The 22,599-nt window shown below is 65.9% G+C and carries 23 protein-coding genes and 1 tRNA gene; 15 read left to right on the top strand and 9 right to left on the bottom strand.

All coding sequences use genetic code 11. The annotated features are described in order from the left end of the window. Window positions 1-112: 112 nt before the first annotated feature. From ACO06X_RS01775 to ACO06X_RS01755, 5 genes are all read left to right on the top strand, one after another. Entirely contained in the window at window positions 113-253 is a 141-nt protein-coding gene (locus ACO06X_RS01775) for a hypothetical protein (protein ID WP_421838303.1), read from the top strand. Next, entirely contained in the window at window positions 250-2,145 is a 1,896-nt protein-coding gene (locus tag ACO06X_RS01770; protein WP_421838302.1) for a hypothetical protein, read from the top strand. The genes ACO06X_RS01775 and ACO06X_RS01770 overlap by 4 nt, the downstream gene beginning before the upstream one ends. Before the next feature lie 6 nt (window positions 2,146-2,151). After that, complete coding sequence (locus tag ACO06X_RS01765; protein WP_421838301.1) at window positions 2,152-3,102, top strand: tyrosine recombinase; 951 nt, start codon at window positions 2,152-2,154, stop codon at window positions 3,100-3,102. Window positions 3,103-3,112: 10 nt separating this feature from the next. Continuing rightward, window positions 3,113-4,057 carry an acetyl-CoA carboxylase carboxyltransferase subunit alpha gene (locus ACO06X_RS01760; protein ID WP_421838300.1) on the top strand — a complete coding sequence of 315 codons (945 nt, stop codon included), beginning with the start codon at window positions 3,113-3,115 and terminating at the stop codon, window positions 4,055-4,057. A gap of 126 nt (window positions 4,058-4,183) precedes the next feature. Continuing rightward, the gene (locus ACO06X_RS01755) at window positions 4,184-5,659 is read left to right on the top strand and encodes a M48 family metalloprotease (protein WP_421838299.1); all 1,476 of its coding nucleotides are present in this window, start codon (window positions 4,184-4,186) and stop codon (window positions 5,657-5,659) included. A gap of 174 nt (window positions 5,660-5,833) precedes the next feature. Here the strand turns inward: ACO06X_RS01755 and ACO06X_RS01750 are convergent, their stop codons facing one another. Together ACO06X_RS01750 and ACO06X_RS01745 are read right to left on the bottom strand one after the other, a co-directional pair. Beyond that, window positions 5,834-6,022: a Flp family type IVb pilin gene (locus ACO06X_RS01750; protein ID WP_421838298.1), complete on the bottom strand. Its 189-nt coding sequence runs from the start codon at window positions 6,020-6,022 to the stop codon at window positions 5,834-5,836. Window positions 6,023-6,238: 216 nt separating this feature from the next. After that, the gene (locus ACO06X_RS01745) at window positions 6,239-6,388 is read right to left on the bottom strand and encodes a Flp family type IVb pilin (protein ID WP_421838297.1); all 150 of its coding nucleotides are present in this window, start codon (window positions 6,386-6,388) and stop codon (window positions 6,239-6,241) included. 90 nt (window positions 6,389-6,478) lie between these two features. On the opposite strand from ACO06X_RS01745, the gene ACO06X_RS01740 reads away from it, so the two are divergent. From ACO06X_RS01740 to ACO06X_RS01715, 6 genes are all read left to right on the top strand, one after another. Next, the gene (locus ACO06X_RS01740) at window positions 6,479-6,922 is read left to right on the top strand and encodes a (deoxy)nucleoside triphosphate pyrophosphohydrolase (RefSeq protein WP_421838296.1); all 444 of its coding nucleotides are present in this window, start codon (window positions 6,479-6,481) and stop codon (window positions 6,920-6,922) included. Between the two features lie 43 nt (window positions 6,923-6,965). Next, window positions 6,966-7,042 (top strand) — tRNA-Arg (locus ACO06X_RS01735). Between the two features lie 224 nt (window positions 7,043-7,266). Next, the gene (pdhA, locus tag ACO06X_RS01730) at window positions 7,267-8,403 is read left to right on the top strand and encodes a pyruvate dehydrogenase (acetyl-transferring) E1 component subunit alpha (RefSeq protein ID WP_421838295.1); all 1,137 of its coding nucleotides are present in this window, start codon (window positions 7,267-7,269) and stop codon (window positions 8,401-8,403) included. A 1-nt stretch (window position 8,404) separates the two neighbouring features. Beyond that, window positions 8,405-9,760, top strand: a complete 1,356-nt coding sequence (locus ACO06X_RS01725; RefSeq protein ID WP_421838294.1) for a pyruvate dehydrogenase complex E1 component subunit beta — start codon at window positions 8,405-8,407, stop codon at window positions 9,758-9,760. A gap of 4 nt (window positions 9,761-9,764) precedes the next feature. Then, window positions 9,765-10,346 carry a hypothetical protein gene (locus ACO06X_RS01720; RefSeq protein ID WP_421838293.1) on the top strand — a complete coding sequence of 194 codons (582 nt, stop codon included), beginning with the start codon at window positions 9,765-9,767 and terminating at the stop codon, window positions 10,344-10,346. An 86-nt stretch (window positions 10,347-10,432) separates the two neighbouring features. After that, window positions 10,433-10,897: a hypothetical protein gene (locus ACO06X_RS01715; protein ID WP_421838292.1), complete on the top strand. Its 465-nt coding sequence runs from the start codon at window positions 10,433-10,435 to the stop codon at window positions 10,895-10,897. A gap of 300 nt (window positions 10,898-11,197) precedes the next feature. On the opposite strand, the gene trmFO is transcribed toward ACO06X_RS01715, so the two are convergent. Beyond that, on the bottom strand, window positions 11,198-12,568 hold the full coding sequence (gene trmFO, locus ACO06X_RS01710; protein WP_421838291.1) for a methylenetetrahydrofolate--tRNA-(uracil(54)-C(5))-methyltransferase (FADH(2)-oxidizing) TrmFO: 1,371 nt from the start codon (window positions 12,566-12,568) through the stop codon (window positions 11,198-11,200). Between the two features lie 70 nt (window positions 12,569-12,638). Here trmFO and ACO06X_RS01705 point away from each other — a divergent pair, with 70 nt between their 5' ends. Further along, entirely contained in the window at window positions 12,639-13,292 is a 654-nt protein-coding gene (locus ACO06X_RS01705; RefSeq protein WP_421838290.1) for a lysoplasmalogenase family protein, read from the top strand. Between the two features lie 107 nt (window positions 13,293-13,399). Here the strand turns inward: ACO06X_RS01705 and ACO06X_RS01700 are convergent, their stop codons facing one another. Beyond that, on the bottom strand, window positions 13,400-13,753 hold the full coding sequence (locus tag ACO06X_RS01700) for a DUF952 domain-containing protein (RefSeq protein ID WP_421838289.1): 354 nt from the start codon (window positions 13,751-13,753) through the stop codon (window positions 13,400-13,402). Then, window positions 13,750-16,473: a DNA gyrase subunit A gene (gene gyrA / locus ACO06X_RS01695; RefSeq protein WP_421838288.1), complete on the bottom strand. Its 2,724-nt coding sequence runs from the start codon at window positions 16,471-16,473 to the stop codon at window positions 13,750-13,752. Before gyrA ends, ACO06X_RS01700 begins: the two co-directional genes overlap by 4 nt. Window positions 16,474-16,810: 337 nt before the next feature. On the opposite strand from gyrA, the gene ACO06X_RS01690 reads away from it, so the two are divergent. Beyond that, window positions 16,811-18,154, top strand: a complete 1,344-nt coding sequence (locus ACO06X_RS01690; RefSeq protein WP_421838287.1) for a hypothetical protein — start codon at window positions 16,811-16,813, stop codon at window positions 18,152-18,154. A 75-nt stretch (window positions 18,155-18,229) separates the two neighbouring features. On the opposite strand, the gene ACO06X_RS01685 is transcribed toward ACO06X_RS01690, so the two are convergent. Further along, window positions 18,230-18,883, bottom strand: a complete 654-nt coding sequence (locus tag ACO06X_RS01685) for a carbonic anhydrase (RefSeq protein ID WP_421838286.1) — start codon at window positions 18,881-18,883, stop codon at window positions 18,230-18,232. A gap of 66 nt (window positions 18,884-18,949) precedes the next feature. On the opposite strand from ACO06X_RS01685, the gene lipA reads away from it, so the two are divergent. Continuing rightward, window positions 18,950-19,906 (top strand): lipoyl synthase, encoded by a 957-nt coding sequence (gene lipA / locus ACO06X_RS01680; RefSeq protein ID WP_421838285.1) that lies wholly within the window; start codon window positions 18,950-18,952, stop codon window positions 19,904-19,906. A gap of 4 nt (window positions 19,907-19,910) precedes the next feature. Next, window positions 19,911-20,372: a type II toxin-antitoxin system RatA family toxin gene (locus ACO06X_RS01675; RefSeq protein ID WP_421838284.1), complete on the top strand. Its 462-nt coding sequence runs from the start codon at window positions 19,911-19,913 to the stop codon at window positions 20,370-20,372. Here ACO06X_RS01675 and ACO06X_RS01670 read toward each other — a convergent pair. Genes ACO06X_RS01670 through ACO06X_RS01660 form a run of 3 tightly spaced genes read right to left on the bottom strand, consistent with a single transcriptional unit; the run spans window position 20,333 to window position 22,568 of the window. Next, complete coding sequence (locus ACO06X_RS01670; RefSeq protein ID WP_298174754.1) at window positions 20,333-20,836, bottom strand: CinA family protein; 504 nt, start codon at window positions 20,834-20,836, stop codon at window positions 20,333-20,335. The two genes, ACO06X_RS01675 and ACO06X_RS01670, sit on opposite strands and share 40 nt — an antisense overlap. Before the next feature lie 2 nt (window positions 20,837-20,838). Next, window positions 20,839-21,396 carry a hypothetical protein gene (locus tag ACO06X_RS01665; protein ID WP_421838283.1) on the bottom strand — a complete coding sequence of 186 codons (558 nt, stop codon included), beginning with the start codon at window positions 21,394-21,396 and terminating at the stop codon, window positions 20,839-20,841. A gap of 14 nt (window positions 21,397-21,410) precedes the next feature. Next, window positions 21,411-22,568, bottom strand: coding sequence for a bifunctional 2-C-methyl-D-erythritol 4-phosphate cytidylyltransferase/2-C-methyl-D-erythritol 2,4-cyclodiphosphate synthase (locus tag ACO06X_RS01660; protein WP_421838282.1), 1,158 nt, complete (start codon window positions 22,566-22,568; stop codon window positions 21,411-21,413). Window positions 22,569-22,599 lie beyond the last annotated feature (31 nt).

Here is a 22,599-nt window from a genome sequence, read left to right as displayed (position 1 = left end):
GCGCCGCCTATAGTTGCGCTAGGGGCGAGTGCAAGGGTTGAGCAGGTGTTGTGCAAGAGCTGCGGCAACGCCCCGAAGGCGGGCAAGGTCAGCGGCCGCAGGAGCGTGTTTGGTGAAGGCTCGAATTCTGGCATTGTTCGGCCTCTTGATGATGGTGGCGATATTGGCATTGGCATGGTTCATGGGGGATACGCAGCCGACACGCTGGATCGAGACGCCCGTTGCGGCGCCGAGCGCACAGGCCGCTCTGTGAGCCGTCGCCGCGTTCGCCTTGTTGCCCTGACCTGCGCTGCCATCGGCGCGCTTTCGGCGATTGCCGTCACCGCGCAGGAATCGCTGCTTCCACCGGGTTTTGACGACAAGCCCGCCGCGCCAGTGCGCAAACCGCAGTCGCCGCCGCGCCCGGCTGCCAGCGCACCCGCACCGACGCGGACGGGCGCACCTGCCGTTGTCAACGTGCAACGCCCGGCTTCGTCGCCCACCGCGCAGGCCGTTTCCGTGCCGACGGTTCAGCCGCTCCCCGGCAACCCTGCACCGGCAGCCGCCGCCCCGGTTGCTGCCGCCAATGGAACGGGCGACATCGATCCGGCCTTGATCGACCAACTGATCGCCAGCGCCAAGCCGCGTGCGGACATTCCCCCGCACGCGCAGCGCAGCCTTTCTCGCGTCGGTTTCTTCGATCAGGCGGATGGCGGCTTCCCTGCCGTCTCGAGCCACTATCTGAACGGCCCCTTCGTCGCTGGACTGCTGACGAGCATGCGCGGCGATCTCGTCTCGCGCTGGGGCCACATCTTGCTCCGCCGCGCCCTCGCGAGCCGGCTCGATACGCCCGTCGGCATGAACGGTGCAGACTGGGCGGCGCTGCGCGCGCAAGTGCTGCTGCGCATGGGCGAAGCCGATGCCGCGCGCGCCATGGTGCAGGAAGTCGATAGCGGCTTCTACACCCGGACGCTCGAGGATGCGGCGATGGGGAGCTTCCTTGCTACCGCCGATCCGGTCGGCCTCTGCCCGATCACCGCGCTCACCGCCGCCGGCCGGCCGGGCTGGGACTGGACGCTGACCCGCGCGATCTGCACCGCTTTCACCGGCGGAGAGGGCGCGCCTGCGCTTGCCGTGCTCGACAACGCCATGCGCAAGGGCACCGCGCCCAAGATCGACATCCTGCTCGCCCAGAAGTTTGCCGGAGCGGCCAGCCAGGGCCACCGTGCGGTGAAGATCGAGTGGGCCGGGGTGGACAGTCTCACGCCCTGGCGCACTGGCCTTGCGCTCGCCACCGGCCTCGAACCGCCCGAAGCGCTGCGCAAGCAGGCGGGCGCGGCCTATGCCGTCCTTGCGGTGCGCGCGCCGATGCTCCCGCTCACCGCCCGCGCCGCAGCCGCCGATATCGCGGCCGAGCGCGGCATTCTGTCGTCCGCCGCCATGGTCGATCTCTACAGCGAGATCCGCGCGCTGGACGAACCTGACCGCACGTGGGGTCCGCTCGCCGATACGCTGCGCAGCGCCTATCTCGCCGCCGACGTGGCTGACCGGCTCGCGGCCATCCGCAATCTCTGGGGCGATGCCAGCGATCCGGACCGCGCCTATTCGCGCCTCGTCCTCACCGCCTATGCCGCTGCACGCATCACGCCCGATGCCAATCTTTCCGGTGATGCCAAGGGGCTCATCGCCTCGATGCTCACCGCCGGGCTCGATCGCAACGCGGCCCGCTGGGCCAGCATGGTCCCCGTCGGCAGCGAGGCCTGGGGCCTCATCGCACTGGCCGCGCCCGCCAAGTCCGCCGCGATCAGCGCCGATACGCTGGGTACGTTCCAATCGGGCGATACCAGCACCGGCGGCTTGCGCTCGCGCTTCCTCCTGGCCGGGTTGATGGGCCTCGGCCGGGTCGATCCCGCCACCGCGCGCCGCGTGACCGACGATCTGAAGCTCGACCTTGCGCGCGAGACGCGCTGGACTCGCGCCATCGATGCCGCCGCCGCCTCGGAAAACACCGTATTGGTAGCCTTGCTCGCCGGGTTCGGGATGCAGGGCAGCGGGTGGGACAAGATGACCCCGCTGCATCTCTACCACATCGTCGCCGCGCTGCGCCGTGCCGGGCTGGAGGGTGAGGCGCGGATGATCGCGGCGGAGGCCGTGGCGCGGGTCTGACGCGCGATGGCGCCGGAACCCTCGCACGATCCGATCGAGGCTTTCCTTGCGATGCTCGCCGCCGAACGCGGCGCCGCCGCCAACACGCTCGCCGCCTATGGGCGGGACCTCAGAGCGGCGCGCGAGGAGATCGGCGATCTCGTGATCGCTGACAACGAGGCCATCGCCGGCCTTGCCGAAGCCTGGCGCGATCTGGCGCCCTCCAGCCTTGCGCGCAAAGCTTCGGCGCTGCGCCAGTTCTACGGTTTCCTTGCGGACGAGGGCCTGCGCAGTGATGATCCCTCCGCCGCGCTCCCGCGCCCGCGCATCCGCCGTCCGCTGCCGCGCCTGCTCGGGCACGGCGAGATCGCCGCGCTGTTCACCCTGGCGGAGAGCGAGGCGCAGGCAGGGGAGGGGGCCCGCATGCTCGCCCTCCTCGAACTGCTCTATGGCTCGGGCCTGCGCGCCACCGAACTTGTCTCGCTGCCTTTGGCCGCCATCCCGCGCGACGCGCCGTTCCTGATGATCACCGGCAAGGGCGGCCAGCAGCGCATGGTCCCGGTCAGCGCGCGCGCGGGTGCCGCGCTCACGCGCTGGCTGGCGCTGCGCCCAAAGGGTGGGCGCTGGGTCTTTCCCAGCCCGCGCACCAAGGTTCAAGGTGGGGGCCATCTCACGCGGGTGCGCCTGTTCCAGCTCCTGCGCGATCTGGCGCTCAGGGCCGGGCTCGACCCGGAAAAGGTCAGCCCGCATGTCTTGCGTCACGCCTTCGCCACGCATCTCCTTGAAGGCGGTGCAGACTTGCGCGTGCTGCAGACCCTGCTCGGTCATGCCGATATCGCGACGACCCAGATCTACACCCATGTCGATGCCGCAAGGCTCGTCGCGCTGGTCAACAGCCGCCATCCGCTGGGCCCAGGAATGGGTGCGGCGGCGCAAAACACGGCGCAAAAGGTTGACCCAGCGGCCAGCCAGCCTTAGCGCGGCGCGGATGATTTCCTATCTCGAATTCGAAAAGCCGATTGCCGCGCTCGAGGCGCGCATTGCCGAGCTGCGCGAGACGGCGCAGACGGGCGCGCTCGACATCGCGTCCGAAATCCGCCGGCTCGAAGCCAAGTCTGCCGAGCTGCTCGCCAGCACCTACCGCTCGCTGACGCCGTGGCAGAAGACGCAAGTTGCTCGCCACCCCTCGCGGCCCCATTTCCGCGACTACGTGAGCAAGGCCTTCACCGATTTCATGCCGCTTGGGGGTGACCGCAAGTTTGGCGAGGATCACGCCATCGTCGGCGGTTTCGCCACGCTCGAAGGCCGTGCAGTCATGCTGATCGGCCACGAAAAGGGCCACGATACGCAGAGCCGCATCCGCCACAACTTCGGCATGGGCAAGCCCGAAGGCTACCGCAAGGCGGTGCGCCTGATGGAAATGGCGAGCCGCTACGGTCTCCCGGTCGTCACGCTGGTCGATACCTCGGGCGCGTTCCCCGGGGTCGAGGCGGAAGAGCGCGGTCAGGCCGAAGCGATTGCCCGCAGCACCGAAGCCTGCCTTGCGCTGGGCGTGCCGATGGTTGCCGCGATCGTGGGTGAGGGCGGCTCGGGCGGCGCGGTCGCGCTCGCCAGCGCAGAACGCGTGCTCATGTTCGAACACGCGGTCTATTCGGTGATCTCGCCCGAAGGTTGTGCGTCGATCCTCTGGCGCACCGCCGAAAAGGCACCCGAGGCCGCAGAGGCCATGCGCATGACCGCGCAAGATCTCCTCGCACTTGGCGTGATTGATCGGATCGTGCCAGAGCCCGTCGGCGGCGCGCACCGCGATGGCACCGCCGCCGTGCTCGCGCTCGGCAAGGCGATTGCCGATGAACTTGCCGCGCTCGCGGGCAAACCGGCCGATACGCTGCGCGCCCTGCGCGCCGAACGGTTCCTGCGCATCGGCGCCTGAGGGCAGGCGAACCTTTCCGAAGCAAATGCCTCTGGTCTTGACACCATTGGCATGGCTAGACTGGCATCATGCTAATGGTGGTGCCGGACCCTGGGTCCCGCGCACCGCAGGCACAGGGGAGAAACAATGACCAACCGCCCGTTTCGCGCGTTCCTGCTGGCTGCCGGGGCTGGCGGCCTCGTCCTCGCAGGGCCTGCCGTGCCGATCTCGCGTGCAGACGCGCAAGGCACCGTCGCCACGATCAGCGCGGCGGACAAGGCGCAAGGTGCCAAGGCCCATCCGCAGCTGCTCGCCGAATTCGGTGGCCCGGTGACTGGGCCGCAGGCGACCTATGTCGAAGGCGTGGGCAAGACGATCGCGTTCCAGTCCGGCCTCGGCAATGCGCGCAGCGATTTTACCGTCACGCTGCTCAATTCGCCCGTCAACAATGCCTTCGCCATCCCCGGCGGCTATGTCTACGTCACGCGCCAGCTCGTCGCGCTGATGAACAACGAGGCGGAGCTTGCCGGCGTGCTCGGCCACGAAGTCGGCCATGTCGCTGCCCGCCATTCGCAGAAGCGCGAAAGCGCCGCGACGCGCAACAGCATCCTCGGGGTGCTCGGCTCGGTCCTCGCCGGCGCAGTGCTGGGCAATTCGGCGCTCGGCCAGCTCGGGCAGAAGATTTTCTCCACCGGCAGCCAGCTCCTCACCCTGCGCTATTCGCGCGGACAGGAAAGCGAGGCGGACGCGCTCGGCGTCACCTATCTGAAGCGCGCCGGGTATGATCCGCGCGCGATGGGTTCGGTGCTGCGCAGCCTCGCCCAGCAGACGGCGCTCGATGCCCAGCTCACCGGCACCACCGACAAGGTGCCGGAATGGGCGAGCACCCACCCCGATCCCGCCTCACGCGTCACGGCGGCGCTGGCGCTGGCCGGGACAAATGCGCGCGGCACGACCAATCGCGATCTCTTCCTGACCCGCGTCGAGGGCATCACCTATGGGGATGATCCCAAGCAGGGCGTGGTCGATGGGCGCAAGTTCCTCCATCCCGGTTTCCGCATGAGCTTCCAGGCGCCGCAGGGCTTCTATCTCGTCAACGGCACCCGCTCGGTTGCGATCAGCGGCCAATCGGGCAAGGGCGAGATGTCCACAGCGCCCTACTCGGGCAACCTCGATGCCTATGTCCGTGCGGTCTTTGCGGGCCTTTCAGACCAGCAGCGCGTCGCGCCCAATGAAGTGCGCAGCACCACGGTCAACGGCATCCCGGCGGCCTATGGCATGACCCGGGTCAATACCAGCGATGGCGCGCGCGATGTCGTCGTGTTCGCCTATGCTTGGGGGCCGGGCCAGGCGTTCCACTTCACCACGATCAGCGCAGCCGGGCAGGCCGGTGCGTTCGACCCGATGTTCTCCTCGATGCGGCGGATCACCATTGGCGAGGCTGGCGCGGTGCGCGCACGGCGGCTCACGGTGGTAACCGTGAAGAAGGGCGATACGGTGCAATCGCTGGCCCGCCGGATGGCCTACGATGATCGGCCGCTTGACCGGTTTCTGGTGCTCAACGCGCTCGATGCGGCAAGCCCGCTTGTCCCCGGAGCACGGGTCAAGCTGATCGTCTACTGATCCCAGCGCGCAACCGGGCGGGCTTGGTCGGCCACGTGGCCCGGCAGGCGGTGCAGGTTCTGTAAAGTTATCCGGCAGTCCATGCGCAGAGGATAACCCGATCCCGCACACGAAGAAGGGGGCGTGGAAACCCACACCCCCGACTTCATCGCCAGATTACAAAACCGCGCGCGGTTAGAACGGACCCTTGCCGTCCTGCGCGTTCTGCATCTTGGTCGAAACCTGCGTGAAGGTGTTCGAGAGCGAGTTGCCCAGAGCCCCCATGGCCGTAATCGCGGCAACTGCGATCAGCGCAGCAATAAGGCCATACTCGATGGCCGTGGCACCTTCTTCGTCCCGAAGAAGCGTCTTGATAAGTGTCATGCGAATGGTCCTCCACCTAGCAACTTGCGCTGCTGACGTGCTCTTCCGCTTCTACGACCCCCCGGCCGCACGAAATTGCAAGTGTCAAAATATCCGGCATTCCCTGACAAAACGTAAAGACATCACATCTTGTGTTTATACCGGCCTTGCTGCGCTCTGCGGCGTGTCCAGACGGGCGGTGCCCGATGCGCGCAGCGTTGTGCAGCGCAAGCGAGGCTACTTCTTGGCCTTGGTGATATTGGCATCGATCGTGTTGTACATCGTGAAAAGCGAATTCACAAAGCCGCTCATGCCGAAAAACATCGTCATTGCGATCACACCGATGAGCAGGCCATACTCGATGGCGGTGGCCCCTGTGTTGTCCACCAGTGGCTTTCGGACAAAGTCCCACATCAATCGGATACCCCTGTCCGCGTCTAGGTATATTCTAGGGGAGGCAAGGCTAACAAAGGATAAATGGAATCGCCGGTCATGGCAGCGAACCCGACATTGCTGATCGTCGTTGCTCTGGCCCTGCTTGATGGCGCGGACCGGGTGCTGATGCAGCGCCGGCCCGAAGGCCGCGCCCATGGTGGCTTGTGGGAGTTTCCTGGCGGCAAGGTGGAGCCGGGTGAGGGGCCTGACTCCGCCCTTGTCCGGGAGATCGCGGAGGAACTGTCGATCACCATCGAGGCAGCCGACCTGGTGCCGCTGACGTTCGCCGCGAATTCAGAACAGGAAAGCACGCGGCCGCTGGTGCTCCTTCTCTACACCTGCCGATGCTGGGAAGGCGTGCCTGTGCCCGAGCCGGGTGCCGAGCTGCAATGGCTGAATGCCGAGGCGCTATCTGCACTTTCCATGCCGCCGCTCGACGTGCCACTGGCCGCCGCATTGCAGCGCAATCTAAAAAACCGTCATTAGGGGTTGCCAAGCCCGGGAGGCGGCTATAGAGGCGCGCTTCCACGCACCCGTAGCTCAGCTGGATAGAGCATCAGACTACGAATCTGAGGGTCGGGCGTTCGAATCGCTCCGGGTGCACCATTTCCCTAAATCGTTGGATTCTGCGCCGCATGGCGGCAGGCTTGCCTCGCGCGTAGCTGCGTCGGAATACCTCTCGAATAGGTATACGAAAGCGGCGGCGCCAAGCCTTGACCGTTGCGGATTTCAGGCACTTGGTCCTATAGCGGCGCTTGTGGCGCTCCCCTTGGACGGGCTGCTGCCATGACATGTGCCCTCCCCAGGCTGCCAGACAAGGAACCACCGCATTGGCCCAGTCCGCCAAGCCGCGCGTAACCAAAGCGACAAAGTCGCCGGCTGCGCCCAAAGCCGCTCCCACTGCGGCAAGCCCAGTCCCTCCGGCCATTGCGCCCGAAGATGAAGCCACCTTCGCGCTGCGCAGCCTCCAGCAGGCCCACGCCAACAACAAGCGCTTCGACGCGAGCGACGAGGAGTTGCTTCACTTCTACGAACAGATGGTGCTGATTCGCCGCTTCGAGGAAAAGGCCGGCCAGCTCTATGGCCTCGGCCTCATCGGCGGCTTCTGCCACCTCTATATCGGTCAGGAAGCGGTCGCCGTCGGCCTGCAGTCGGCGCTCAAGGAGGGCCACGACAGCGTTATCACCGGTTACCGCGATCACGGCCACATGCTGGCCTACGGCATCGATCCCAAGGTGATCATGGCCGAGCTTACCGGGCGCGGCGCGGGTATCAGCCGGGGCAAGGGCGGCTCGATGCACATGTTCTCGACCGACCACAAGTTCTACGGCGGACATGGCATTGTCGGCGCGCAAGTGCCACTGGGCGCGGGCCTCGCCTTCGCGCACAAGTACCGGGCTGATGGCGGCGTCTGCATGGCCTATTTCGGCGATGGCGCGGCCAATCAGGGCCAGGTCTACGAAACCTTCAACATGGCCGCCCTGTGGCAGCTTCCCATCGTCTTCGTCGTTGAAAACAATGGCTACGCCATGGGCACCGCGGTCAAGCGCGGCTCGGCTGAAACGCACTTCCACCGCCGCGGCACAGGTTTCCGCATCCCTGGCATGGACGTTAACGGCATGGACGTGCTCGAAGTTCGCGCCGCTGCCGAGGTCGCGCTCGAATATGTCCGTGGCGGCAATGGGCCGGTGCTGATGGAGCTCAACACCTATCGCTATCGCGGCCACTCGATGTCGGACCCGGCGAAGTACCGCAGCCGCGAGGAAGTGCAGGAAATGCGCGATCATCACGACCCGATCGAAGGCGCCAAGCAGGATCTGCTGCGCCGCGGCGTGACCGAGGACGCGATCAAGGCCATCGACAAGAAGATCCGCCAGATCGTCGCCGAAGCCGCCGATTTTGCCGAGAGTTCGCCCGAACCGGCGCCCGCCGAACTCTATACCGACGTGCTGGTGGGGACCTACTGACATGGCGATTGATCTCAAGATGCCCGCGCTTTCCCCGACGATGGAGGAAGGCACCCTCGCCAAGTGGCTGGTCAAGCCTGGTGACACGGTGAAGTCCGGCGACATTCTCGCCGAGATCGAGACCGACAAGGCGACGATGGAATTCGAAGCGGTCGACGAGGGCGTGATCGGCGCGCTCATGGTGGCCGAAGGCACCGAAGGCGTGAAGGTCGGCACCGTGATTGCCACGATCACCGGCGATGACGAACCGGCTGCGCCCGCACCCGCTTCGGCGCCAGCCCCAGCTCCGGCCCCTGCGCCGGTCGTGGCGGCACCCCCGCCGCCAGCGCCTGTCGCTGCTCCGGCTCCCGTCGCCGCAGTCCCGGCCGGGACCGCGATGACTTCGACCACGGTCCGCGAAGCGCTGCGCGACGCGATGGCCGAGGAAATGCGCGCCGACGACCGCGTCTTCGTGATGGGCGAGGAAGTCGCCGAATATCAGGGCGCCTACAAGGTCACGCAGGGTCTGCTCGAGGAATTCGGCCCCCGCCGCGTGATCGACACACCCATCACCGAATACGGCTTTGCCGGCATTGGCACGGGCGCTGCCATGGGCGGTCTGCGCCCGATCATCGAGTTCATGACGTTCAACTTCGCCATGCAGGCGATCGATCACATCATCAACTCGGCGGCCAAGACCAATTACATGTCCGGCGGCCAGATGCGCTGCCCCATCGTGTTCCGCGGCCCCAACGGCGCCGCTGCGCGCGTCGGCGCGCAGCACAGCCAGAACTATGCGCCGTGGTACGCCTCGGTCCCCGGCCTGATCGTCATCGCGCCCTATGACGCGGCTGACGCCAAGGGCCTGCTCAAGTCCGCCATCCGCAGCCCCGATCCAGTCGTCTTCCTCGAAAACGAGCTGGTCTATGGCCGCGCTTTCGATGTGCCGCAGCTGGATGATTACACCGTCCCCATCGGCAAGGCGCGCACCATGCGCCCGGGCCGCGATGTCACCATCGTGACCTACTCGATCGGCGTTGCCCTTGCGCTCGACGCTGCCGAGAAGCTCGCCGCCGAAGGCATCGAGGCCGAAGTACTCGACTTGCGCACGCTGCGCCCGCTCGACAAGGCAGCCGTGCTCGAAAGCCTGGCGCGCACCAACCGCATGGTCGTGGTCGAGGAAGGCTTCCCGGTCTGCTCGATTGCTTCGGAAATCATCAGCATCGTGATGGAAGAGGGCTTTGACCACCTCGACGCTCCGGTCTTGCGCGTCTGCAACGAAGATGTGCCGCTGCCTTACGCCGCCAACCTCGAAAAGCTCGCGCTGGTCGATACCGCGCGGGTGATCGCGGCGGTCAAGAAGGTCTGCTACCGCTGATCTGATGGAGCCTGCTTCCGGCGATATCGAACTCAGCCCACCTGAACGGCTCGCGGTGCTCTATGCGCCGCGACGCTGTCAGGCGCTGTGGGAAGGCTTCCTGCTCCTTGATCGGCGCCTAGCCGATGCCGCGCGCGAGGGGCGCGATCCGCTGATGATCCAGCTGCGCCTTGCCTGGTGGCGCGACCGGTTTGAACAGCCCGCCAGTGCGTGGCCGCTGGGCGAGCCGCTGCTGGCACTGCTGCACGCATGGGATGCCGAACGCCCCGCGCTGCGCGGCCTCGTTGATGGGTGGGAAGCCCGAATTGTGGGCGAGGATGGCGGCGCGGAGCTCGGCAAGGCGCGGGTCGAGGCGGTCTGTGCGCTGGCGCGGCTGAGCGGGGTGCGTTCCGATGAGGCGGTTCGGCGTGCCGCAGCCGAATGGCTCGGGCTGGAATCCCCCGGCGAGCGCGCACCGATCCTGCCGGGGAAGCTGCGTCCGCTGGTGGTCCTGCGCGGCATGGCGCTGCGCGAGGCGGCGGGGCGGCCCGGCAGCCCCTTGCGCGATTTCCTCGTGATCCTCCGCCTCGGCCTGATCGGGCGCTGAAACTCTCACCAAAATGGCAGGGCTTGCCTCTGCCGTCCGCGCCTCATGCCGCCTATCCTGACGGCTGTCCCTTGGGGAGGCCCCGCATGAACCGAATACTTGTGGGCGCGCTTGGCGCGCTGTTGCTCGTGGCCTCGGGCCTGTTCTGGTGGCAGGGCCGTGCGGCCGTTACGCCGCCCGCCGCGCCGAGCCACCTCGCGCTCTCCTCCGCGCCGGCGGCCGACGAGGAACTCCCCGATTCCGACGCGGGCGATGCGGTCGGCCCCGGCCTCCCCGAAGCCAGCGAGCAAAGCCGCGAGGCGAAGCGCTTCGACCGGCTCGACAAGAACCGCGACGGCAAGATCACCCGCACCGAAATGGTAAGCCCGCGAATCAAGGATTTCCGCAAGCTCGATGTCGACGGCAACAATCTGCTGACCTTCGACGAATGGTCCGTCGCCACCGACAACCGCTTCAAGGGTGCGGACAAGAACGGGGATGGTGCTTTGTCACGGGAGGAGTTTGCGACGACCAAGCCTAAGAAAGCCAAAAAGGCGGTCTGCAGGTGCTGAAAAAGAAGGGGTTTCGCGCAGAGACGCAGAGGAAGCAGAGATCGCAGAGAGAAAGACAATCAGGCAGGAAAGCGGCCGCATTCGCGGAATTCCAAACAGTACCAGACGCAAATGACCTTACGCTTATCTCTTTCCGTCACCCCGTGCTTGACACGGGGTTGGGCTGTTCTTCTGGCGCGGCGCCAAAGAGAAAGCCAAGGCCCGGATCAAGTCCGGGCCGACGAGACCGAGTGATGTCATCCTGTCTGGCACAACGTCTCTGCGCCCTCTTTTTCCTCCGCGTCCCTGCGCGAAACCCTTCTAAACCACCTTGGGCACCCACCCCGCCAGATCGGCCTTCGCCCGCGCGGTATAGGCCTCCTTGCGCTGCTTCTTCTTGGTTGAAGGATCCGGCGGTGGAAACAGCCCGAAGTTCACGTTCATCGGCTGATACGTCTCGGCCTCGGCATCGCCGGTGATATGGGAAAGCAGCGCGCCCAGCGCAGAGGTGCGCGGCGGGGCAGTCCACTCTCGTCCAGCAATCTCGGCCGCCGTCATCAGCCCCGCCAGCAAACCCACGGCGCCGCTCTCGACATAGCCCTCGCACCCGGTGATCTGCCCGGCAAAGCGGATATGGGCTGCCGATTTCAGCCGCAACTGGCGGTCGAGCAAAGTGGGCGAATTGAGGAACGTGTTGCGGTGCAGCCCGCCAAGCCGCGCAAACTCCGCTTGTTCCAGCCCAGGGATCGTGCGGAACACGCGCACTTGTTCGGCATGCTTGAGCTTGGTCTGGAAGCCCACCATGTTCCAAAGCGTTCCCAGCTTGTTGTCCTGCCGCAGCTGCACCACGGCATAGGGCCAGCGCCCGCTGGGATGCTCTGCCGTCGCCCAGTGCGGATTGTCGAGCCCCACCGGCTTCATCGGCCCGAAGCGCAAGGTTTCCACCCCGCGCGCGGCCATGACCTCGATCGGCATGCAGCCGTCGAAATAGGGGGTATTGGCCTCCCATTCCTTGAACTCGGTCTTCTCGCCAGCGAGCAATTCCTCGCGAAACGCCTCGTACTGGAGCCGGGTCATCGGGCAATTGATGTAGTCTCGCCCATCGCCGCCCATCGCAAGGCTGGCTTCCGCGCCCTTGTCCCAGCGCGAGGCCATCCACGCGATGTCCATATTGATCGACTCGCGGTAGACGATCGGTGCAATCGCATCGAAGAAGGCAAGGCTCTCCGCGCCGGTAGCCGCGCCGATGCTGGAGGCGAGGGCAGGGGCCGTCAGCGGCCCCGTCGCCACGATGGTGAGGCCGTCCGAAGGCAGTACATCGACCCGCTCCCGCACGATCTCCAATGTCGGCTGCGCGCGCAGCATGGCATCGACTTCCGCCGAGAACACCTCGCGGTCCACCGCCAGCGCCGAGCCTGCCGGCACCCGCGCCTTGGCCGCCGCCGCCATCAGCAGGCTGTCGCATTGCCGCATTTCGTAATGCAGCAGGCCGACCGCGTTTTTCTCGTCATCGTCCGAACGGAACGAGTTGGAACAGACGAGCTCCGCCAGCCCATCGCTGTTGTGCGCAGCGGTACTGTCACCGCCGCCGCGCATCTCCGAGAGCCGCACGCGAATGCCCCGCCGCGCGAGCTGCCACGCCGCTTCGCTTCCGGCCATGCCGCCGCCGATGATATGAACCTGATGCGTCATGAAACGCGCATTGGCATTGCGTCCCCCGCGCGGCAAGCCCTAGGGAGGAGCCCGGAAGGGAAGGGGGACCATGCCGCAGCGCGCCTTGATCGAACAACGGCCCTGGCTGCTTGCCAGCCTGATCGCGGGCATCAGCTACTGGTTCGTGGCAGGAAGCTGGATTCCCGGCCTCTATCTGATCCTGTGGAAGGGTGCGGGCGTCAGCCTGCTCGCCGCATACGCGTGGCGCCACCACCCGGTGGCCGATGCGCATCGCATTGCGCTCGTCATGGCTCTCGGCGCGCTGGGCGACATGGTGCTGGAAGTGAGCTTTACCGGTGGCGCTCTAGCGTTCCTGCTGGGCCACATGGCCGCGATCACGCTTTATCTCAAGCATCGCCGCAGCATGGGGCAGGGCGAAAAGGCCGTGGCTGCCGTCGTGCTCCTCGCCATTCCCGTTGCCAGCCTTGCACTGACAGGCCGCCCGGAAGTCGCGTTCTACGCGCTCGGCCTCGGCGGCATGACAGCCGCCGCTTTCGCCAGTGACTTTCCGCGCCAGCGCGTCGCGCTGGGCGCTGCGATGTTCGCGCTATCGGATTTGCTGATCTTTGCGCGCATGGGCCCGATGGCGGAAAGCGCCGTGCCGCATCTGCTGGTCTGGCCGCTTTACTACTTCGGCCAGTTCCTCATCACCGTGGGCGTGATCGGCGCGCTGCGCGCCAAGGGCGAATTCACCGCGCTCTAGCTTCGTCATTCCCGCGCAGGCGGGAATCCAGATCGGCATATGCTGCGTTCGGATCTCTGGTTTCCCGCCTTCGCGGGAATGACGAGGATTGGGGTGAGGGTTCTTCTCTAACCCGCCACCGGCAGCCGCACCGCCCCGTCGGCATCGCGCTCCAGCGGCCCATAGGCCAACACGGCATTGAGCGGGAGCGCCGCGTAGATGTGCGGAAACAGCTGCCCCCCGCGCGAGGGCTCCCATTTCACCGCATCGCCCAGAACTGCCAGATCGACCGCCGCGATATGCAGGTCCGATTGCCCGGCAAAGTGCTTGTCCACCGTCTCGGTCACCTGATCAGCGGTTGAAAGATGGATGTAGCCATCCGCCAGATCGATCGGTGCCCCGGCAAACACGCCGTCATGTTCCAGCAGGTCCATCTGCGCTGCAATCAGCACCTTGAAGGCAACTTGCGGCAGTTCGCTCATGCTTCGGCCTCAGGCTCAGCCTCGGGTTCGCCCTCTTCCTCGGCCAACCGCACTGCGCTCACCACGTTTTCGTCGCCCGAAACGTTGAACAGCCGCACACCCGCCGAGCCGCGCCCGATCACTCGGAGCGTATCCAGCGGCAGCCGGATCAACTTCGCCTGATCGGTCACCAGCATGAGCTGGTCCGCCTGGCTTGCCGGGAAGCTCGCCACCACTGGCCCGTTGCGCGCGATGTTGTCGATGTTGGTGATGCCCTGGCCGCCGCGACCCGTCCGCCGGTATTCGTAGGCCGATGAGAGCTTGCCGTATCCATTGGCGCAAACCGTCAGGATGAACTGCTCGCGCGCCTGCAATTCGGCCATGCGCTCGGCCGTCAGCGCAGGCTCGCCTTCCTTCTCACCCTTCCACGGCGCGAAGCGGACGTATTCCTCGCGCTCCTCGGCGCTCGTGCCCACGCGGTGCAGGATCGAAAGCGAGATCACCTCGTCATCGCCCTTGAGCGTCATGCCGCGCACACCGGTAGACGTGCGGCTCGTGAACTCGCGCACTTCGTCGCCCGCAAAGCGGATGGCCTTGCCGCTACGCGTCGCCAGCAGCACGTCATCGCTTGCCTCGAGAAGTGCGACGCCAATCAGCCGGTCGTCGTCGCCTTCCTCGAAGCGCATCGCGAACTTGCCGTTCGAGGGGATGTTGGCGAAGGCATCCATGGCATTGCGGCGCACATTGCCCTTTGCTGTCGCGAACACGACCGAGAGCTTGCCCCATTCCGCCTCGTCTTCGGGCAGCGGCAGGACGGTTGCGATCGTCTCGCCTGCGTCCAGCGCGGGGAGCAGGTTGACCATCGGCCGCCCCCGCGTCGTCGGCCCGCCTTCGGGCAGGCGCCAGACCTTGAGGCGATAGACCTTGCCCGCAGTCGAGAAGAACAGCACCGGCGTGTGGGTCGAGGTGACGAACATCGTCGCCACCGCATCCTCTTCCTTGGTCGCCATGCCGCTGCGGCCCTTGCCGCCCCGGTTCTGCGCGCGGAAGGTGGAGAGCGGGGTGCGCTTGATGTAGCCGTCGAGGGTGATCGTGACGACCATGTCCTCGCGCTCGATCAGGTCTTCGTCCTCGATCCCGTCGGCAGGCGCAGTGATCTCGCAGCGGCGCGGCGTAGCGTAGGCATCGCGTACCGCGACGAGTTCCTCGCGCATCACGGCATAGAGCTTCTCGCGGTCGGCAAGGATCGCGAGGTACTCGGCAATGGCCTTCGAAAGCACTTCGAGCTCGGCGCCGATCTCGTCGCGGCCCAGCGCGGTGAGGCGGTGGAGCCGCAGATCAAGGATCGCGCGGACCTGTGTTTCGCTCAGGCGGTAGCTCCCGCCTTCGCCTTCCAGCGCCTCGTCCTCGATCGCCTCGACCAGGCGGATATAGGGCGCGATCTCTCCGATCGGCCATTCGCGCGCCATCAGCGTCTCGCGCGCCAGCGCCGGATTGGCCGAGGCGCGGATGATCCGCACCACTTCATCGAGGTTCGAGACCGCGACCACGAGGCCGAGCAGGATATGGGCCCGGTCGCGCGCCTTGTTCAGCTCGAACTTGGTGCGGCGCTGGATCACTTCCTCGCGGAACTGGACGAAGGCCTCGATAATGTCGCGCAGCGTGAGGATTTCGGGACGCCCGCCGCGAATTGCCAGCATGTTCGCCGGGAAGTTCGATTGCGCGGGCGTGTTGCGCCACAGCTGATTGAGCACGACTTCCGGCGTTGCATCGCGCTTGAGGTCGATGACCACGCGCACGCCTTCGCGGTTCGATTCGTCGCGGATGTCCGAGATGCCCTCGATCCGCTTGTCCTTGGCGGCTTCGGCGATCTTCTCGACCAGGCCGTTCTTGCCCACCTGATAAGGGATCGAAGTGAGCACGATCGACTTGCGTCCTTCGCCCCGTCCGCCCTTGGTGTCCTCGATCTCGTGCCGCGCGCGCATCACGATCGAGCCGCGCCCTTCGTGATAGGCCTTGCGCGCACCGCTCGTGCCCAGGATCAGCGGCGCGGTCGGGAAATCGGGCGCGGGGATGATCTGGATCAGTTCATCCGTGGTGATCGCCGGGTTCGCCATATAGGCAAGGCAGCCATTGATCACTTCGCCAAGGTTGTGCGGCGGAATATTGGTCGCCATGCCGACCGCGATGCCGCCCGCGCCGTTGACCAGCAGGTTGGGGAACCGCGCCGGCAGCACCTGCGGCTCGCTTTCCGAACCATCGTAGTTGGGCTGGAAATCGACTGTATCCTTATCGATATCCGCCATCAGCGCATCGGCAACCTTGGCGAGCCGCGCCTCGGTGTAGCGCATCGAGGCCGGCGGATCGGGATCCATCGAGCCGAAGTTGCCCTGACCATCGATCAGCGGCAGGCGCATCGACCAGTCCTGCGTCATGCGCGCGAGCGCGTCGTAGATCGCGCTGTCGCCATGCGGGTGGTACTTGCCCATGCAATCGCCGACGATGCGCGCGGACTTGCGATAGGCCTTGGTCGAGGTGAAGCCGTTCTCGTGGCTCGTCCACAGGATGCGGCGGTGGACGGGCTTCAGGCCGTCGCGCACATCGGGCAGCGCGCGGCTCACGATCACGCTCATCGCGTAATCGAGGTAGCTCGTCTTCATTTCATCGACAATGTCGATCCGCTGGAACTCGTGGTCCGGCAGCGGGGCGGGTGGGTCGATCAGGCCAGTGTCATCGCTCACGTTGGGCTTTTTCGCTTCTGTTCAGGGATGTCCTTGGCACTAGGCCAAAGCCCCGCCAAACACCAGAAAACGGCCCGGTCCCGGCCGCCTTATCCACATATGCGAGCACCTGTTCGCGCTATTCCTGAACAATGAGACGAATTGGTATTCAATCCGGGTTCACCCGGTGGGTTCCAGTGCAGCAAGGCGTTGCCAAGGCGGCGATTTCGCGCCAGAGGTTCGCGCGGACGGAGTGAGAGACATGCCCATTCTGCCGATGTTTTGGGATACGGCCCGGGGCACGAACGATCAGGGGACCGGTCCGGTCTGCCGGCTTGGGCCAGGAGGAGATGAAGTGATGCGGGGTAATGCAATGAAATTCGTGGCAGCTCGTGCTGCGCTGGCAGTGGCGCTTTCGACCGGCCCCATGGCGGTTATGGCCGCAGGCGGCGTCCTGCTCGGCGCTGCGCCTGCCATCGCGAAGGAAAAGGAAGCCCCCAAGGGCGGCACTTATTCCAAGGAATTCATCGCCGTAGCCGGCCCAGTTCAGAAACTGGTGCAGGATGCGCAGGCCGCCAAGGCCAAGGGCACGCCCGATGCGCAGATCAAGGCGACGCTCGGCGGTGCCGCGGAAGCGGTCGCCAAGGCCGAAGCAGCCGCCAAGACGGGCCAGGACAAGCTCGCCGCCGGCCAGTTCGCGGTGCAACTCGGCGGTTTCCTCGACGATACGGCGATGCGTTCGCGCGGCGTCAAGAACATGATCGACAGCGGCCTGCTGGAAGCTGACAAGATCCCGACCTTCAACTTCTATCTGGGCAACTTTGCCTATGCATCGAAGGACTATCAGGGCGCGATCGAGCCGCTGACCAAGGCGATCCAGGGCAACGTTTCGGAAGACGCGGCAGCTGAGATGCTCGCCGATTCCTACACGCAGCTGGGCAAGCCTGCCGAAGGTATCGCAGCGCTCAAGATGGCGTACGATGCGCGCAAGGCGGCGAACGGCACCGTGCCGGACAACTGGTACACGCGCGCCAAGATCATTGCCTACAAGGCGAAGCTCGGGCCGCAGGCGATCGAGTGGTCGACGCTTGAAGTCGCCGCGCAGCCCACGTCGCTCAACTGGCTCGGCGCTGGCCAGCTCGCGCGCGAATTCGGCGGCTTCGGCAAGGAAGAATCACTCGATCTGGGCCGCCTGTTCCTCCGCAGCGGCGCGCTCGACAACGACAAGCAGTTCGTCGCGCGTGAATTCATCGAATACGTCCAGGCAGCAGACCCGCGCCGTCTGCCCGGTGAAACGGTGAAGGTCATCGAACTCGGCCTTTCGAAGAAGGCGCTCGATGCCAGCGACGTGTTTGTCAGCGATTCGCTCTCGCAGGCCAAGGGCCGCATCGCAGCGGACAAGGCTTCGCTGGTCGGTCTCGAGAAGGACGCCCGCGCTTCCGCCGATGGCAAGCTCGCGGTCGCCACTGCCGATGCCTACCTGTCGTATGACAACCCCGCCAAGGCCGAGGAGCTCTATCAGCTTGCGCTCACCAAGGGCGGTGCCTTCGACATGGACCGCGCAGAGACTCGCCTGGGCATCGCACAGCTCGATCAGGACAAGTTCGATGCGGCGAAGGCCAGCTTTGCCAAGGTCGGTGGCGTGCGCGCACCGCTCGCGCGCCTGTTCTCGGTTCTCGCGGATCAGAAGTCCAAGCCCTGATCGGCTGAGGCGGTCAAATCCAACGGAAAAGGGCGGCCCCGCAAAGGCCGCCCTTTTTTGTGGCGAGGGCGCCGCTCACTTCGCTTCGAGGAACTCGCCCGAATCCTCGTCGAGTACGTGAAGCACTCCGTCGGAAATCGCGAAGAACGCCCCGCGCAGGCGCAGTTCTCCGGCGGCCTCTTTGCGGCGCACGCAGGGGAACGTCCGCAGATTGGCAAGGCTGACCTTGACGCCCGCCTGCTCCATCGCGCGCTCCGCCGGGCGGCCGCTGGTGCCATGGGCGTGGACCACCGCATCGCGCGCGGGCCTCAGCAGACCGATCCAGTCGTTGATGAAGCCGCCTTCGCCCGGCTCGGTGCCTGCCAGCTCCTGCGTCAACGCCGCGCGGCAGCCGCCGCACATGCCGTGGCCGAGCACGACGATCTTGCGCACCTTCAGTACCTGCACCGCAAATTCGAGCGCGGCGGATACACCGTGATAGCCGGGCGACGTCTCGAACGGCGGCACCAGCGCGGCGACATTGCGCACCACGAACATCTCGCCGGGGTCGGTATCGAAGATCTGCGCCGGGTCCACCCGGCTGTCCGAACAGGCAATAACCATCACCGGCGGTTCCTGCCCTTCGCGCAGCTGGTGCCATCGCTCAAGGCGCGGGGTCCAGCCAGTTGTGCGAAAGCGGCGATAGCCTTCGATCAGGTGATCAAGCTCGGGGGAGAAGGGTTTGGCCATAAGCGACCTGTTGCCGCCTACGAATGCATCTTTCAAGTCATGCTTCATGCGCCTATCTGAACCGCCATGAACGATCAGTCCCCGATTGCCGCGCCAGATCGCCCAGAACTCGATCGACCTGCGCGCCCCCGCAAGCCCGATTGGATCCGGGTCAAGGCACCGACCAGCAAGGGTTACGAGGAAACGCGTGGCCTCATGCGCAGCCTCGGGCTCAACACCGTGTGCGAAGAGGCGGCTTGCCCGAACATCGGCGAGTGCTGGACGAAGAAGCACGCAACGGTGATGATCCTCGGCGATGTCTGCACGCGCGCCTGTGCGTTCTGCAACGTCAAGACCGGCATGCCGCGCAAGGTCGACGCGAGCGAGCCGGGCCATGTCGCCGAAGCCGCCGCCAAACTCGGCCTTGAGCATATCGTGGTGACCTCGGTTGACCGCGACGATCTGCCCGATGGCGGCGCGGGCCAGTTCGTCAAGGTCATTCAGGCCCTGCGCGCTGCAACGCCGAACACCACGATCGAGATTCTCACTCCTGATTTTCGCGGCAAGATGCGCGCGGCGGTTGAGGCGATCATGGCCGCGGGGCCCGACGTCTATAACCACAACCTCGAAACTGTGCCGCGCCTCTATCCCACGATCCGCCCCGGCGCGCGCTACTACGCCTCGCTTCGGTTGCTGGAGGAAGTAAAGCACCATGATCCGCGCGTGTTCACCAAGTCGGGCGTCATGCTCGGACTTGGCGAACAGCGGCTTGAGGTGCATCAGGTGATGGACGACATGCGCTCTGCCGGGATCGATTTCCTGACCATGGGCCAGTACCTCCAGCCCACGCCCAAGCACGCGCCGGTTATCGATTTCGTGACACCGCAAGCCTTCGCCGCCTATGGCGCGATCGCCCGCGCCAAGGGCTTCCTGCAAGTAGCCGCGAGTCCGCTGACCCGTTCCAGCTACCACGCGGGCGAAGATTTCGCCGAAATGCGCGCAGCCCGCGAAGCACAGCTCGCCAAGGCCGCCGCGAGGGGCTGATCCCATGCCGGTGATCAACCAGCAGCGGCGGCTTGCCTGGTCGGCCGAGGAGATGTTCGATCTCGTCGCCGACGTGAAGCGCTACCCGGAGTTCCTGCCCTGGGTCGTCGCCACGCGCATCAAGTCCGATAGCGAGACCGAGATGGTGGCCGACATGATGGTCGGTTTCAGCGCGCTGCGCGAAAAGTTCACCTCGCGCGTCATCAAGGAGCGCCCGAACCGTATCGCGGTCGAGTATCTCGATGGGCCATTGAAGCGTCTCTCGAACACCTGGGAGTTCCGCGCGGACGAAGAAGGCGGCTGCGTGATCGACTTCAACGTCGATTTCACCTTCCGCAGCGCGATCCTCGAAGCGCTCGCCGGCCAGTACCTCGACCGCGCGTTCCGCAAGATGGTCGCCGCGTTCGAAACGCGTGCGGAAAAGGTCTACGGTAGCAGAAGCTCGAGCGCGACCAGCGCGGCCTGAAGGCGCACGTCGGCACGGGTCTTGGCGGTTTCGAACACTTTCTGTTCGGCAACCACCGCCTCAGGGTCCTCGCCGCGCTCGGCCTTGGCGAATACCACCGTGCCGACCGGCTTCTGCTCGGTTCCGCCGTCAGGCCCGGCGATCCCGGTGATCGCCACGGCCACTGCCGCGCGCGAATGCTTGAGCGCGCCCTGCGCCATCGACCAGGCGACCGCCACCGAAACCGCACCGAACGTGTCGATGAGGTCGGTCGAGACGCCGAGCATCTCGTGCTTGGCCTCATTCGAATAGGTCACGAAACCCCGGTCGACCACTGCGGACGAGCCGGCAATCTCGGTGAGCGCCGCCGCGACAAGCCCGCCGGTGCAGCTTTCGGCCACGGCCACCATCCGGCCCGCAGCCTTGTTTTCGGCAATCACCCGCGCAGCAAGCGTGGTCAGTTCAAGGGGAAGCAGCGTGTCCATGGTCAGGCCGCCGGGCAGATCGGCAGGTCGGACTTCTTCGCCGCGCCCACCGCGCCGCGCACTTGCGGCTTGTCCGAGAGAACGAGGATGAACGTCACCAGTTCCGCCGTGTTTTCGGGGGGCAGGGGCGATAGCAGCCACGTCGCGCGCTCGATCGCCTTGCATTGGCCCGGCTTGATTCCCTTGGTTACCACGACCGAGACCATGCCTTCCGCGAAAGGCTGCAGCGCCTCGTCCGAAAGGTTCGAGACGATGTCCTTGAGCTTGTCGTCATTGCCGCCGAGCTTGACCAGCGCCGCGCGCGCTTCCGGCCAGGCCGCGCTCTTGCGCACCGCATAGCGCTGCACCAGCGAGGTTCCCTGTGTCGCGAAATAGCCCTGCGGAGAGAGCTGCGGCCGGCAGGCCCTCATCGTGGAATTCATCACCACCGGCAGCGCATAGGTCACAAGGCTCGTCACCTCGCGCTCACTGAGGCAGGCCGGTTCCTGCGCAGCCGCCACTTCGGCTGCGCCCAGCGAGACGAGCGCCGCGCCCCAGACCAGGTTCCGTATCAGCGACATCAACCGCTACTCCTTCAGCCGCGCGCGATGACAGTGGCCACCGCCTGCGCCGCAATCCCTTCGCCGCGACCGGTGAAGCCGAGCCGCTCGGTGGTCGTCGCCTTGACGCTCACTGCGGCTATGTCAATCGCCAGAATCGAAGCGAGCCGTGCCCGCATGGCCGCCTTGTGCGGACCGATACGCGGAGCCTCGCAGATGATCGTGACATCAACGTTGCCGATGGCATAACCCGCCCCGGCCACCAGTGTTCCCGCATGGGCAAGGAACAGATCGGACGAGGCCCCCCGCCACTGCGGATCCGAAGGCGGGAAGTGATCGCCGATATCGCCCGCCGCCACCGCACCGAGCAGTGCATCGACCAACGCATGGATCGCAACATCAGCATCAGAGTGCCCCGCAAGCCCCTTGGAATGCTCGATTTTCACGCCGCAGAGCCAGAGTTCCTCGCCCTCGGCAAGGCGGTGAACGTCGTAGCCCATGCCGGTGCGCACGGCGGGGTGTATCATGCCGTCATCCTTCAGATCTTCCGCAAAGGTCACTTTCTTGAGCCGCTCGTCACCCGGAACGAGTGCGACCGCCAGTCCCGCCGCTTCGGCAACGGTGGCATCATCACCTGCATCCGCAGCCCCGTCCCACGCCCGGTGCGCCGCAAGGATCGCATCGAAGCTGAAGGCCTGCGGAGTCTGCACGCGGTAGAGGCCATCGCGCTCGACAAAGGCCCCGCGCAGACCGTCCGCCCCGCGCACCACGCTGTCCACCACCGGCAGCACCGGAATGGCGCCGGGCTGGCCCTTGAGCGCCGCCACAAGTGCCGCAATCACCGTTTCGGGGAGATCGGGCCGCGCCGCATCGTGGATCAGCACATGGCGGGGGGCATCGCCTGCCAGCGCCTCCAGCCCCGCGCGCACCGATCCCTGCCGGCTCGCCGCACCGTGGACGAAACGAACGCCCGGCACCCCGGCGAGCGCTTCCGCTGCGGTGTCTTCCCAGTTCGCGGGGATCACCGCCACGATGGGCGAAACCCCGGCTTTGGCGAGCGCATCGACCGAATGCCGCACCAGCGGCTTTCCGCGCCACTGCGCAAACTGCTTCGGCACCGTTCCGCCCGCGCGCAGGCCTTGGCCGGCAGCAACGACAACAGCGGCAACGGATGCGGGGGAAGGCGCGTTCATGCACCGCCCCTTACAGTCCTTGCCGCAAACC

Origin of the sequence: Novosphingobium sp. (genome assembly GCF_965229225.1) — a bacterium.
Lineage (GTDB): Bacteria > Pseudomonadota > Alphaproteobacteria > Sphingomonadales > Sphingomonadaceae > Novosphingobium.
This window is presented reverse-complemented; position numbering and strand designations above follow the sequence as displayed.